15 protein-coding genes are annotated in these 13,374 nt (G+C 61.7%); 3 read left to right on the top strand and 12 right to left on the bottom strand.

Going from position 1 to position 13,374, the window contains the following annotated elements:
- Positions 1-6: 6 nt before the first annotated feature.
- The 6 genes from CLU92_RS26110 to CLU92_RS27915 form a co-directional block, all read right to left on the bottom strand.
- Positions 7-252 (bottom strand): hypothetical protein, encoded by a 246-nt coding sequence (locus tag CLU92_RS26110; protein WP_133993815.1) that lies wholly within the window; start codon positions 250-252, stop codon positions 7-9.
- A gap of 122 nt (positions 253-374) precedes the next feature.
- A complete protein-coding gene (locus CLU92_RS26105) occupies positions 375-1,820 on the bottom strand; it encodes an ATPase domain-containing protein (protein WP_101484233.1) in 1,446 nt (481 codons plus the stop codon).
- Positions 1,817-2,233 (bottom strand): hypothetical protein, encoded by a 417-nt coding sequence (locus tag CLU92_RS26100; RefSeq protein ID WP_101484232.1) that lies wholly within the window; start codon positions 2,231-2,233, stop codon positions 1,817-1,819. Before CLU92_RS26100 ends, CLU92_RS26105 begins: the two co-directional genes overlap by 4 nt.
- A 72-nt stretch (positions 2,234-2,305) precedes the next feature.
- Positions 2,306-3,682, bottom strand: coding sequence for a hybrid sensor histidine kinase/response regulator (locus CLU92_RS26095; protein WP_257562060.1), 1,377 nt, complete (start codon positions 3,680-3,682; stop codon positions 2,306-2,308).
- A gap of 163 nt (positions 3,683-3,845) precedes the next feature.
- The gene (locus CLU92_RS26090; protein WP_101484231.1) at positions 3,846-4,082 is read right to left on the bottom strand and encodes a hypothetical protein; all 237 of its coding nucleotides are present in this window, start codon (positions 4,080-4,082) and stop codon (positions 3,846-3,848) included.
- Between the two features lie 378 nt (positions 4,083-4,460).
- Entirely contained in the window at positions 4,461-4,616 is a 156-nt protein-coding gene (locus CLU92_RS27915) for a hypothetical protein (RefSeq protein WP_166674909.1), read from the bottom strand.
- 2 nt (positions 4,617-4,618) lie between these two features.
- Here CLU92_RS27915 and CLU92_RS26085 point away from each other — a divergent pair, with 2 nt between their 5' ends.
- Together CLU92_RS26085 and CLU92_RS26080 are read left to right on the top strand one after the other, a co-directional pair.
- On the top strand, positions 4,619-4,864 hold the full coding sequence (locus tag CLU92_RS26085) for a hypothetical protein (protein WP_101484230.1): 246 nt from the start codon (positions 4,619-4,621) through the stop codon (positions 4,862-4,864).
- Between the two features lie 88 nt (positions 4,865-4,952).
- Positions 4,953-5,897 (top strand): SMP-30/gluconolactonase/LRE family protein, encoded by a 945-nt coding sequence (locus tag CLU92_RS26080; protein WP_180338589.1) that lies wholly within the window; start codon positions 4,953-4,955, stop codon positions 5,895-5,897.
- Between the two features lie 121 nt (positions 5,898-6,018).
- On the opposite strand, the gene CLU92_RS26075 is transcribed toward CLU92_RS26080, so the two are convergent.
- Positions 6,019-7,086, bottom strand: coding sequence for an SDR family oxidoreductase (locus CLU92_RS26075; RefSeq protein WP_101484229.1), 1,068 nt, complete (start codon positions 7,084-7,086; stop codon positions 6,019-6,021).
- 97 nt (positions 7,087-7,183) lie between these two features.
- Here CLU92_RS26075 and CLU92_RS26070 point away from each other — a divergent pair, with 97 nt between their 5' ends.
- Positions 7,184-8,089, top strand: a complete 906-nt coding sequence (locus tag CLU92_RS26070; RefSeq protein ID WP_101484228.1) for a LysR family transcriptional regulator — start codon at positions 7,184-7,186, stop codon at positions 8,087-8,089.
- 3 nt (positions 8,090-8,092) lie between these two features.
- On the opposite strand, the gene CLU92_RS26065 is transcribed toward CLU92_RS26070, so the two are convergent.
- From CLU92_RS26065 to CLU92_RS26045, 5 genes are all read right to left on the bottom strand, one after another.
- Positions 8,093-9,046: an ABC transporter substrate-binding protein gene (locus CLU92_RS26065; RefSeq protein WP_101484227.1), complete on the bottom strand. Its 954-nt coding sequence runs from the start codon at positions 9,044-9,046 to the stop codon at positions 8,093-8,095.
- A 60-nt stretch (positions 9,047-9,106) separates the two neighbouring features.
- Positions 9,107-10,081, bottom strand: a complete 975-nt coding sequence (locus tag CLU92_RS26060; protein ID WP_101484226.1) for an ABC transporter permease — start codon at positions 10,079-10,081, stop codon at positions 9,107-9,109.
- A 19-nt stretch (positions 10,082-10,100) separates the two neighbouring features.
- Positions 10,101-11,633, bottom strand: coding sequence for a sugar ABC transporter ATP-binding protein (locus CLU92_RS26055; protein ID WP_101484225.1), 1,533 nt, complete (start codon positions 11,631-11,633; stop codon positions 10,101-10,103).
- A gap of 81 nt (positions 11,634-11,714) precedes the next feature.
- On the bottom strand, positions 11,715-12,581 hold the full coding sequence (locus CLU92_RS26050; RefSeq protein WP_101484224.1) for a fumarylacetoacetate hydrolase family protein: 867 nt from the start codon (positions 12,579-12,581) through the stop codon (positions 11,715-11,717).
- Between the two features lie 21 nt (positions 12,582-12,602).
- Positions 12,603-13,358 (bottom strand): SDR family oxidoreductase, encoded by a 756-nt coding sequence (locus CLU92_RS26045; protein WP_101484223.1) that lies wholly within the window; start codon positions 13,356-13,358, stop codon positions 12,603-12,605.
- Positions 13,359-13,374 lie beyond the last annotated feature (16 nt).

The raw sequence follows: 13,374 nt of genomic DNA, 5'->3' as shown, positions 1-13,374 counted from the left end.
TTCGCCCTACCTGCGGTTGAGCGGCACATACTCGCCAGGCAAGCTGGCCGCTTCCAGCGCATCGGCAAAGGCCAGCAAGAACTTCGCCGGGCCATGATCCGATACCAGCAGGGAGGCGCCCTTGTGGCGCAGCAGCTTCAACACTTCCTGCTGGTGCGCCTGGTATTCCTCCGAATGGCCATAGAAGGTCTGATACATCTCCAGCGTTTCCATGGCTTTCGCGGCCAGGACGAATTCGGGTTTGTCCATCATATCTCCTCTTGATCAGCTCGGAAACACAGAAGACGCATTGATCCTCTGTGCGCACGGCCATCACCGTCCGCATGGCCGCACTTCCATCATACGCCTCAACTCAGCTGTCACCAACAGTTCCCCTAGGCCCGATAAGGCTCGCCCGACAGGATGCCCTGGTACTGGCTGAGGGCGGTGCCGATCTTCAAGCCTTCGGCGTCGATATCGTAGAAACGGATATCCTTGCTGTGGCCGCTGCCGCGCACCTTCACCACCGACACGACGCGCTTGAACTGGCCTTCGAGCTCGATATAGCGCTGCATGACGATGGCGTCGGCCAGGAAGGCGTTGCCGTAGGAACTGAAGCGCAACATGGTGTACTGGTCTTCCAGCTCGGCCGTCATCAGCACGGACACGCCCATGTCCGTCAAGGCCGCCACCAGGCGGTACAGCGATTCGCGGAAGTCCTCGCGGAACATGGAGGCCAGCGCCATTTCAAAGCCGGACAGCGAGTCAATCACCACGCGCTTGGCCTTCATGCGCGTGATCATGCTCACCAGGTCGTGCAGGATTTCATCGAGCGACAGGTCGAGCGTGCGCGTGTTGATCACGCCGATCTGGCCGGAATCGACGAGGGTGTTCAATTGATGGCTGAGCAGCTGGTTCGGGCTTTTCTCGAAGGCGGCGATGACGCCAGGCTCGCCGCAGCGCACGCCTTCCGTGAGAAATTGCGTGGCCAGCACGGTCTTGCCGGAACCGGACGGCCCCACCAGCAGCAGCGAATAGCCGGCCGGCAAGCCGCCGCCCATCATCCGGTCGAGCTCCGGCACGCCCATCGACAGGCGTTCATTGCCGGAAATGCTGACCTTCCCCATGCCGCTTGTCTTCAGCACCGCGCGGGGAAAAATTTCCACCCCATCATCATTGATGCGGAAGGTATGCACGCCCAGGCTTTGCGCCTGTCCGCGCATCTTGACCACCTGGATCTTGCGCACCATGGCGTCGCGGTGCACGAGCTGCGACAGCCACAGGATGCCGTCGGCGACCGTGAACACGGCGCTGGACTCGGCCTCGGGCGCCAGGTATTCGCCGATCAGGAAGGTCGTGGCCAGCCAGCTGGTCATTTGCGCGCCCAGTTGCTGCACGAAATTCTGCAGGCCGGCTGGGCCCGCGTCCATGGCCTTGGCCGACTGCACCACGGAGCGGAACGAGTCGACGAAGACGAGGCTGGGCGAGAACGCCTCGACCTCTTCGGCGATGCGCGCCAGCACGCGGTCGAAATCGCCTTCCAGCAAGTCAGCCGACAGATTGACGAATTTGATCGACTCGTTGATCTTATCCACATCGAAGAAGGGAAACTGCTGCTGATAGCGCAGCATCTTCAGCGGTGGCTCGCCCAGGACCGTGAAAAACAGCGCCTTGCGTTCCGGCGTGGCGAGGGAAAACATGATCTGGTGCGCCAGCGTCGTCTTGCCGCTGCCTGGCGTGCCCGCCACCAGATTGAAAGAAAACTCCGGTATTCCGCCGCCCAGCAGTTCGTCCAGTCCCGGCACGCCAGTTTCCAGGCGATGGATGGTGACTTTGTTCATTCGTTCGGCTCCGTTCCAGCATTATTCACAACGTCATCACCCCAGGCTTTGAGGAGGATGCTATTCGTTAAGAGTTCGCCAATTAATAAAATAAGGGTGTTGATGAAGTGCATCAACATCGCCGTGCTTGCCGCGCAGGCAGCGGTGTCCGCCTGTCCCTGCAGGCTGGCGCGCAAGGAGGTCATCGCAGCTTCCAATGCTTGCGGCGGATGGGGGGTCAACCAGCTGAACTGTTTCTCACTCTGGTGCAGACTACGGGCATACATCGACTCCACGCCCCGCTCACCTATGATCTGATTCAATTCAGTGGCCAGTTGCTCCCAAAGGCGAATACTGACGTCTACCACCGCACCTGGGTCGCGTAACAGCGCGTGCTCTATCCTGCGCTGCCGCTGTTCATGGACTGTGGCCATAATCGGATCTTTTCTCTGCGGTTTTCGGTGCTTGGACCATATTAAAAAAAAGCATCAGGGCTCCTTCACCCATCAGCGCGGAGCCTTTGCCGTGATTATTTTCAACAAGGCGTCGATATTGATGGGTTTTACCAAGTAATGGTCAAACCCTGCCTCGCCGGCGCGGTCGTACTCGCCAAGCTGGCTGTAGCCGGATGCGGCGACAAAGCATGGCAGAGGCGGCACCAGGGCCGCGCGTGTCGCACTGATGACCTGGAAGCCATCCATGCCCGGCAAGCCGATATCGCACACGATCACATCATAGGTCGCATCGAGCGCGGCACGCAAGCCACTGGGGCCGTCATTGCGCACGTCGACATGGTGGCCGTCCTGCGTCAGCAGCAGCGCCAGCATTTCCGCCGCATCGGCATTATCTTCGATCAGCAGTACGCGGCGCGGCAATGCGCACGCCGCAGGTTCCGCCTGCATCCCCTGCGACAGCGGTGCCAGCGACGACAAGGGCAACTGCAAGACAAACTGGCTGCCAAAGCCGACCCCAGCGCTGAACACGTCCACGGTGCCGCCATGCAACTGGGTAATGATGCGCACCAGCGACAGACCGATGCCCAAGCCGCCCTGCGCCCGCTCCAGCGAGCGGAAGCCTTGGGTAAACAAATCGAAGATGAAGGGCTGGATATCGAGGGCGATGCCGGCGCCATCGTCGCTGACGGCAATTTCCACCAAATCATCTTGGCGCCTGACGACGATGTCGATATGGCCAAACTCGTGCGTAAACTTGCTTGCATTGATGAGCAAGTTGGCAAACACCTGCGTCAGGCGCACCAGATCTCCTTCGATGACCAGTGCTTCCTTCGGCAAGCTCACGCTCAGCACTTGCTGGCGTAGACTGATGCTGGCCTGGCCAACTTCCACGGCACTGGCGATGATGTCGCTCAGCAGGATAGGCGCCAGTTGCAAGGTGATCTTACCGCTGCTGACGCGCGATGCATCGAGCAAGTCGTCGATCAGGCGCGCCATGTGCGCCACCTGACGGCCGATCACGCCATGCACGTGCGCCAGCTGGGGATCGAGGTCGACCTTCTTGGCCAGCAAGTCATTGGCCATCGCCAGCGGCTGCAAGGGATTGCGCAACTCATGCGCCAGCATGGCCAGGAACTCCGTCTGGCGCACGGTCGTCGCTTCAGCGGAAGCTTGCATGTCCTGTGCACCAAACGTTGCCAGCACCAGGTTTTGATTGGCTTCGCGCAACTGCATGATCAACAGGCCGAAGGCGTCGGATTTATCCTTCTCCTTCTCCTGCACCTGCATCTTGGCCATGATCAACAATTGATTGATCGTTTCGCGCAGCAGCTTGACTTCACGACCGTGCAAGTCATGCAAATTTGGCTCGGCTGGCAACTGCTGGGCGGGCGCATCCTCAGGATCCGGCGAGAGTGCTGTGTGGTGCATGGTGACGGTGTCCGGCTTGTGGGGGCCGGCCTCAAGGACAACTCTTCGCTCCGCGGCGCTCACTCAGACATCGCCGCGCACGCCAGCTCTATTGCTGCATACGGTGTATTGCTTTCTACCTGAGCACGATACTCTATTTTCCTTACGAAATGAAAGAATTAGATTACTTATCGTCAACAGTGCGCAGGGGTAGCACGTAATTGGCGAGCTGCCACCCCATGGCCAGGGCCGATTGCTCCGCCTCGTGCCGCGTGCTGCGATTTTCCAGATTGGCTTGCCGGACATCTTCAAAGCCGCACTTGCTCAGCACCAACTGTCCCTGCCAGCACCCCTCGGGCAGTTCGCAGGCGTAGGCCGAGATCAGGAACCCATTATGGGTGGTGGGATTCGCATAAGACATGATGCCTCCGTGGGATTGCCAGCGCCGCCGTGAACAAGAACCATGGCTGTTATTGAAGTATAGTCAGACTTAGTGTAACCGCAATGCGGCGCGAATCTCATTTAAATCAAATACATACGCATCAGGTCGCTTGAAGTGGGCCCGCAGGAACGCATTGACAGCATTTGGCATCCCATGCAAAAGTATGCCCCTCGATACCCTCTCCGTGCATTGCCGTATGGACCAATACCATTTCCTCGTCGGCGAATTCACCCAGGATAGTCCTTTCATTCCCGCTTCGGCCAGCGCGCAACTGTTTGCCTGGTTCGCGCAGACAGGCGAGCGCGTCGAACGCTACGGCAGCAGGCGCGGCAAGGTCGTCAAATTCGCGCAGAGAAATTACGAGAAGAATTGCGCGCGGCCACGCAAGCCCATGGCCGCTGCGAACAGCAGCATGGCCGGATCCACTGCTTCCTCTCGCACGCCGAACAGGCGGCCGCGCGCGCCGACCTGCTGGCGCACGCCATGCTGGGCTTTCACACCAACAATTGACACCCATGACGCCACATTTATCGCTGCATTGCTATCTGCAAGACCAGGCCGCCGAGCGCCCCCTGCCCTGTTCCGACGTGACCATCCACGCCGACCCGGCTACCCTGCGCGCCATTGCCCATTTTCTGCTGGCCAGCGCCGACGAGTTTGATCTGGCGCAAGAACGCGCCGGCATGCACGCGCACCTGCAGGACGCATGGGCTGGCTGGCAAGACGACTTCCCCGACCTGGTGGTGGTGGTGGCGGCCTAGGGTGGCGGCATGGGGTGAGGCGTAGACTGGCGCCCCGACTGGCGCGCGTCGGGTAACATACGCCACCTTTGCCATACAGAGATCCTTGATGCACGATTCCCGAACCGCCCTGCCCTGGCTGCGCACCGCCGTGCTGGCCACCGCGCTGGCCAACCTGTCCGCCTGCGCCAGCCAGCCCGCGCACGAGACGCTGTTTCTCACGACCACCTTCACGCCCGCGCATTCCTTTACCAAGGGCATAGAAGGGCCGGCAGTGGATGCGGAAGGCAATATCTACGCCGTCAACTTTGCGCGCCAGCAAACCATCGGCAAGGTCAGCCCCGGCGGCACTGGCGAGGTGTTCCTGACCCTGCCCGGCACCAGCATCGCCAACGGCATCCGCTTCGGCAGCCGTGGGCAGATGTATCTGGCCGACTACATGGAACACACGATATACCTGGTCGATCCGGGCACGCGCGCGCTCACCATCCACGCGCGCGAGCCGCGCATGACGCAGCCAAACGACATCGCCATCACGCAGGATGACGTGCTGTATGCGAGCGACCCGAACTGGAAGGAAAACACGGGGCGCGTGTGGCGCATCGCGCAGGACGGCACGGTGACCCTGGCGCTCGACACCATGGGCACGGCCAACGGCATCGAAGTGAGCCCTGACGGCAAGATGTTGTACGTGAACGAAAGCGTGCAGCGCAATATCTGGATGTATGACATCGCCGCCGACGGCAGCCTGAGCGGCAAGCGCCTGCTGATCAAGTTTGACGATTTTGGCATGGATGGCATGCGCGTGGACGTCGATGGCAACCTGTACGTGACGCGCTACGGCAAGGGCACGGTGGTGAAACTGTCGCCGCAAGGGCGCATCTTGCGCGAGATCAGCGTACCCGGCGCCAAGCCCAGCAACATCACCTTTGGCGGCCCCGATGGCCGCACGGCCTACGTGACGGAAGTGGTGCAGGGACGCCTGCTGCAATTCCGCGTCGACCGCCCGGGCCTGGAATGGCAGCGGGCGCAGGAGCGGCGCAAGCCCGAATAGCATGTGGGAATGTCGGCTTACGCGCTTGCGCGCTAACCCGACCTACGCACTACCACGATGGCCCGGTAGGTCGGCTTAGCCTGAACGGCGTAAGCCGACGACATGATTGGCCACGACCGGGTCAGCGCGGAATAATGCGCTGCGCCTTCAACTTCTCAAACAGATTGAAGAAGGCATCCGGCGTATCCTGGTAATCAAGAAAGCCCGCCTTGCGGCTCTTGCCCATGTCCGTCATCACTTCCATCGGCCGCCCCAGGTCGGCATCCGTATGCCACCAGGAAACGAGGCGGCTGATGTCCGTTTCCACCAGATCATGCTGCTGCGCAATGGCACGCCATTGTGCAGGCGCATCCTGCATGCGGCCGGCCAGGGGCGCGATGGTCTCCGGCAAGTCCGCCGCTGCCACGCCGAAGTACGCTGCCAGGCGGGGCCACAGCCACTTCCAGCGGAACACGTCGCCATTGACGATATTGAAGTCCTCGTTGCGCGCGGCCGGGCTATCGGCAGCCCACGCCAGGTGGCGCGCGATCTGGCCCGCATCCGTCATGTCGGACAGGCCATGCCACTGTGCGGATGAACCGGGAAACACAAAAGGCTGGCCGCTGGCCTTGCACAGGTTCGCATACACAGCCAGGGTCAGGCCCATGTTCATGGCATTGCCCAGCGCGTAGCCGATGATGGTGTGCGGGCGGTGCACGCTCCACGTAAAGCCGTACTGGGCGGCGGCTGCGAACAAACGGTCTTCCTGCTCGTAATAGAAATTGTCGATGTCCTGGCGGCCCTGCTCTTCGCGGAAGGGCGTGACGGGCACGCTGCCCTGTCCATACGCATCGAACGGTCCCAGGTAATGCTTGAGGCCCGTCACCAGCGCTACATGGCGCAAGTGGCCCTGCGGTCCCAGCGCGGCCAGCACATTGGCCACCATGGCGCCGTTGACGCGGATGTTTTCCTGCTCGTTGTCCTGGCGCGCCCAGGCCGTGAAGAAGACGTGGCTGGCGTCCAGGCCCGCCAGCGCCGAGGCGACGGCGGCGCCATCCGTCGCATCGAGCGGCAAGGCCGTGCAGCCGGCGGGGACTGGCGTGCGCCCCCGCGAGACGCCTGTCACCTGCCAGCCTTGCGCCAACAAATGCGTGGCCAGGTTGCTGCCGATGACGCCGCTGGCGCCGATGATGAGGGCGTGTTTTTGCATGAGAGAAAGCCTCCAAAAGAAAAAACCATCATATCCGCGACTGAACTTCTTATCTACGATACTATTTCACCTCATTCATGAATAAAATTCTCGAATCATGTTTTCATCGGAACATTTAAAGGGCCTCACGCCCTTCCTCGCCACGGCCGACGCGGGCAGTTTTACCAAGGCGGCCGAGCGCCTGCACCTGAGCAGTTCGGCCGTCAGCAAGAGCGTGGCGCGGCTGGAAGAACGGCTGGGCGTGCTGCTGTTCGAACGCAGCACGCGCCGGCTGAAACTGAGCGATGCTGGGCGCGCCTACTACGCCACCTGCAAGCGCGTGCTGCAGGAACTGGCGGACGCGGAAGACGTCCTGGCTGAACACGCGACCGAACTGGCCGGCAAGGTGCGCATCGGCGTGCCCGCCTCGTATGGCCGGCTGCGCGTGATGCCGGCCCTGCTGGAGCTGTGCGCGCAGTATCCGCGCTTGCAGCCGTCGATCGCCTTCAGCGACCGCTTCGTCGACCTGTTCGAGGAGCGCATCGATATCGCCGTGCGCATCGGCGCACCTGGCAACTGGCCGCAAACGCTGGGGCAGATGCCTTTGGGCGAAGAGCGCCTGATCTTTTGCGCGGCGCCCGCCTACCTGGAGCGGCGCGGCACGCCGGTCACCATCGCCGATCTCGATGGCCACGACTGCATCGCCTATGGCCGGGGCGACGGCACGGCGGCGCCATGGCTGTTTGCCGGCGAGGACGGGGTGGAACGGCGCGCGGTCCGTCCACGCCTGACGGTGGGTGACGCCGAGGCGCAGACCGCCGCCGTGCTGGCTGGCCTGGGCATCGCGCAGCAGGCGACCTGGCTGGTGCAGGAACACCTGGCCAGTGGCGCCATCGTCGAAGTACTGCCTGCCTGCGCCACGCCAGGCTTGCCGCTCTCCCTGGCGTGGCCGCTGGCGCGCCAGCTCACTGCCAAGACCGGCACGCTGCTCAAGGAATTGAAGCAGCGCCTGACAATCAGCTGACGCTCAATACAGAACGTTCTTCGCTTCCGGCAGATCGACATTGGCCTTGGTGACGATCACCACGCCCGTGTTGACGAAAGGCGCGACCTTCTTTCCCTCGATCAGGCTGACGAGGGTCTTCACGCCCAGCGCGCCCATCGAGTAGGAACCCTGCACGGCGGTCGCGTACAGAGTGCCGTCCTTGACGAAGTTTTTCAGGTCTTCATTGCCGTCGAAGCCCACGGCGATCACCTTGCCAGCCTTGCCCGCCTGCGCAATGGCACGACCCATGCCCACGGCTGTCGGCTCATTGGCGCCGAAGATGCCCTTCAAGTCTGGGTTCGAGGCTAGCACGTCGGTCGTCTGGTTCAGCGCCGTGGCCATCTGCGACTGCGAGTAATACGTGCCGACGATCTGCAGCTGCGAGTTCTTTTCGATATAGCGCTTGAAGCCGCCCACCCTGCCCGTCTCGGAACCGGCGCCCGCCACATATGACATCACGGCGATCTTGCCCGTCTTGCCGACCTGGGAAATGAGGGCCTTGGCGCTTTGCTCGCCGGCCGCTTCATTGTCCGTCGACAGGAAAGACTGGTAGTAGCGCTTGCCGCTGTCGGCCACCAGCGAATCGATCAGCACAACGGGAATCTTCGCTTCCCACGCCTTCTTCAAGGCCGGCACCAGCGCGTCCGGGTCCGACGCGGCCAGCACGATGCCGGCCACTTTGCGCGTGACGGCGTTTTCCACCATGCTGACCTGGTCGGCGATGGCCGATTCCGAGGCGGGTCCCTGGAAGGTCAGGCTGTAGCCCTTGGCATCGGCGGCGCTGGCCGTGGCGCCCTTCTTGACGTTTTGCCAGTAGTTGGAATTGGTCGTCTTGACAATCACGGCGATCTCGCCCGGGGCGGAGAAGGCAGCGCTGGAGCTCAGGGCAAAGGCTGCGGTCAACAGACCGAGCGACACAGCTTTGATGGTTTTCATTGTCGTCCTCATTTAATTATAGATTTAGTAGATTGACTTCACGGCGTACTGCTTGCTGCTTCAGGCGCGGTTGCGCTTCTGATCGATCCAGACGGTCAGCAGGATGACCAGTCCGATAATGATTTGCTGGATAAAGCTCGACACTCCGTTCATATTCAGGCCGTTGCGCAGGATGCCGATGACGAAGGAACCGATGACAGTGCCGGAAATGGTGCCTATGCCGCCGATCAGCGAGGCGCCGCCGATTACGGCGCTGGCGATCGCATCGAGTTCGTACATCACGCCCTCGTTCGGCTGCGCCGTCACCAGGCGCGACATCAGCACGCAGCCCGTCAGGCCAGACAAGGCGCCGGACAATGTGTATACCAGCAGGGTGACGCGGCCCACCTTCACGCCCGACAGGCGCGCAGCTTCCGCATTCGAACCAACGGCATAGATATGCCGGCCAAAGGTGGTGCGGCTGAGCATGATGGAGACGGCCACGGCGATCACCACCATCAGCACCACCGGATACGGAATGCCAGGGAAGACGACTTCGGGGAAGGTGCCGCCCGTGTCGCGCTCGATGCGCCACAGCACGCCGTTACCGAGTTCGCCGAACGAATCGCCCAGGCCGGAAATGGCGCGCGCGCCCGTCACCTGCAGCGCCAGGCCGCGCGCGATCAGCATCATGCCAAGTGTGGCGATGAAGGGCGGCAGTTTCAATTGCGTGATGCAAAAACCGTTGACAGCGCCGCACATGGCGCCCACCAAGATGCCACCCAGCATCGCGACTGGCACGGGCACGCCACTCTTGACCAGGAGCGCGGCGGCCACACCAGCCAGCGCCAGCACGGAACCGGAACTGAGGTCGATGCCGCCCGTGATGATGACGCAGGTGGCGGCAATGCCCAAGTAAGCGATCGACGTGACTTGCAAGGCCACACTCATGCCATTGCTGACGGAGAAAAAGGCGTTGCTGGTCAGGGAAAACACCAGCAGCAACAGCGACAGGCTGCCCAGCGCGGCGAATTTTTGTATCAGTTCTTTATTCATTTTTTTTAGCTTTCTGTTTCTAATGGACTGCCACCTGGCCAAGGGTGGGACAGACTACGCGCCCCGACGCCAGCTGCATGATCTCTTCCTGCGACGATTCGCGTGTATTGACGATGCCGCTGATACGCCCTTCATGGAACACGGCCACCCGGTCGGTCATGCCCATGATCTCGGGCAGCTCGGACGTGATGAGCACCACGCCGATGCCTTCCGAAGCGAGCTTGTCGAGCAGCTGGTAGATGGCGAACTTGGCACCCACATCGATGCCGCGCGTGGGTTCATCGAAGAAGATGATTTTCGATTCGCGGTACAACCATTTGCTGATGACGATCTTTTGCTGGTTGCCGCCGGACAGGTTGCGCGCGATCTGTTTCGAGGTCGGCGTCTTGATGCCAAGCGCTGCGATGTACTGCTGCGCCACCGCCTCTTCCCTGGCGAAATCGATGAAGCCGAAACGGTTAGCCAGCCCCGCTACATTGGTCAAGGTCAGGTTGGCCGCCACCGACATGCGGATCGCCAGGCCGTGGCTCTTGCGGTCTTCCGACAGATAGGCAATGCCGTGTCCGATGGCGTCAATGGGGCTAGTGATCGTCACCGCCATGTCACCCAAGTGGATCGCGCCGCTACTGAGGGGATCGGCGCCGAAGATGGCGCGCGCCACTTCCGTGCGCCCCGCCCCCATCAGGCCGGAGAAGCCGAGTATCTCGCCGCGCCGCAAATCAAAGCTCAGCGGGCCGAAGACATCCTTGCGGTGCAAATCCTTCACGCTCAGCAGTACTTCATCAGTCGGCTTTGATACGCGGTCGGGAAATTTTTCATCCAGGGTACGGCCCACCATCTTTGCGACGATGGCATCCAGGGTGGTGGCGGCAAAATCGTCGGTGCTGACGAATTTGCCGTCGCGCAGCACCGTCACCCGGTCGATGATGTGCTGCATCTCCTCCAGGCGGTGCGAGATGTAGACCACGCTCACGCCGTTGCGTTTGAGTTCATTGATGATGTCGAATAGCTGGCCCGTCTCGCTTTCCGTCAGCGAGGACGTGGGTTCGTCCATGATCAGCACTTCCGTATTGAGCGATAGCGCCTTGGCGATTTCCACCATCTGTTGCTGCGCACAGGACAGGTTCTTGACCAGTTGGCGAGGGTCGATGCGCAGTTTCAAACGATCCAGCAGCGCCTGCGCGTCGGCGTGCATTTTTTTGCGGTCGATAAAGAGGCCGCGCACCGGTTCGCGCGCCAGGAAAATATTCTCCGCCACGCTCAGGTGCGGGATAAGGTTCAATTCCTGGTGGATGATGGCGATGCCGGCCGCTTCCGCATCCACGCTGCAGGCAAAACTGCACACCTTGCCCTTGTAGACCAGTTCTCCCTCGTCGGCCTGGTACACGCCGCTCATCACCTTCATCAGGGTGGACTTGCCAGCGCCGTTTTCGCCGCACAGCGCATGCGCCTCGCCCTTGCGCAGGCTGAAACTGACGTTGTCCAGCGCCAGCACGCCGGGAAAGCGCTTGCTGACCTTGTTCAGCGCCAGTATCTCTTCGGATTGCTTCATGGTGTGTCTCCTCCACTCCACTGCTATAGGCTGGCGCGCCGATGTCTAGGCATCTTGGCGGCGCGCCTGTCTGTCACTTTGTTAACTGTCGATCAGTTCCGGATTCCAGGCATGCACGGTCTGACGCTGTTCACCCAGGCCTTCGATCCCCAGGCGCATGGTGTCGCCCGGCTTCAGATACACGGCCGACGGTTTCTGCCCCATGCCAACCCCTGGCGGGGTGCCGGTGCTGATGATGTCACCCGGGTACAAGGTCATGAAACGGCTGATGTAGCTGACCAGGTTAGCTACGCCGAAAACCATGGTTTTAGTATTACCGTCCTGAACGCGCTTGCCGTTGACTTCCAGCCACAGTCCCAGGTTTTGCGGGTCCGCTACTTCGTCGGCCGTCACCAGCCATGGTCCGATCGGGCCGAAGGTGTCACAACCCTTGCCCTTGTCCCACTGGCCGCCGCGTTCCAGCTGGTATTCGCGTTCGGACAGGTCATTGACGACGCAGTAGCCGGCCACGTGCGACAGCGCATCGTCTACACTCACATAGCGCGCGGTGGTGCCGATCACCACGCCCAGCTCCACTTCCCAGTCGCATTTCTTCGAGTCCTGCGGCATCACCACCGCGTCGTTGGCGCCGATGATGGCGCTGGAGGCCTTCATGAACAACACCGGTTCCAACGGCACTGCCATCCCCGACTCGGCCGCATGATCGGCATAGTTCAGGCCTACGCACAAAAACTTGCCCACGCCCTTCCATGGCGGCGCGATGCGCCCCGGATAGTCCACCACCTGCAGGCTGCCGATATCGAGGGCCGCCAGGCTCGCCAGGCTATCCTTGCTCAGGGTCGCGCCCGTGATGTCCGGCAGTACGCCGGACAAATCGCGCACGGCGCCGTTGGCATCGATCAATGCAGGTTTTTCAGCGCCCTTGGCGCCATAACGCATCAGTTTCATGTGCTTCTCTCGTTGTAGTAATCAGTTGGACCAGCCGCCATCGATGACGTGCACCATGCCGGTGGTAAAAGCGGATTCGTCGGAGGCCAGATAGACAGCCAGGGCGGCAATTTCCGTAGCGCGGCCCACTCTGCCCATCGGCTGGCGCGCCACGAAGGCGGCCTGCACCTCAGCTATGCTCACGCCTGTCGCTGCCGCCTGGGCGGCAATGCGCTCCTTCAGCGAGGGCGACTCGATGGTGCCTGGACAGATCGCATTGCAGCGGATGCCGTGCGTGACGAAATCGGCCGCCACCGATTTTGTCATGCCCACCACGGCCGCCTTCGAGGTGCCGTAGATAAAGCGGTTCGGCGCCCCCTTCACGCTCGATGCCACGGACGACATATTGACGATGGAGCCGGCACCCCTGGCCAGCATGCCCGGCAGGACGGCGCGTATCAGCCGGTACATGGAGCGGGCGTTGATGTCGAAGGAACGATCCCAGGCAGCTTCGTCGCACTCGAGGATCGTACCGCCGTCAACGAAGCCGGCGCAGTTGAACAGGATATCGACGGGGCCGATCTCGTCGGCCAGCGCGGTGATCGCCGCGCCATCGGTCACGTCGAGCAGGCGGATGGCGCAGCCCGTCGCTTCCTTCAGCGCATCGAGCTGGGCCTGGTTAATATCGGTGGCGATCACGGTAGCGCCTTCACGCACGAACGCTTCGGCCGTGGCGCGGCCGATGCCCTGGCCAGCGGCGGTGAGCAGGGCGATTTTGCCTTGTAGTCTGGCGGTCATGCTGTCTCCTTGTTTT

Source organism: Janthinobacterium sp. 61, from assembly GCF_002846335.1.
Taxonomy (GTDB): Bacteria; Pseudomonadota; Gammaproteobacteria; order Burkholderiales; family Burkholderiaceae_D; genus Janthinobacterium.
Note: the sequence above shows the minus strand (reverse complement) of the source record. Positions and strands in the feature narration are given on the sequence as shown.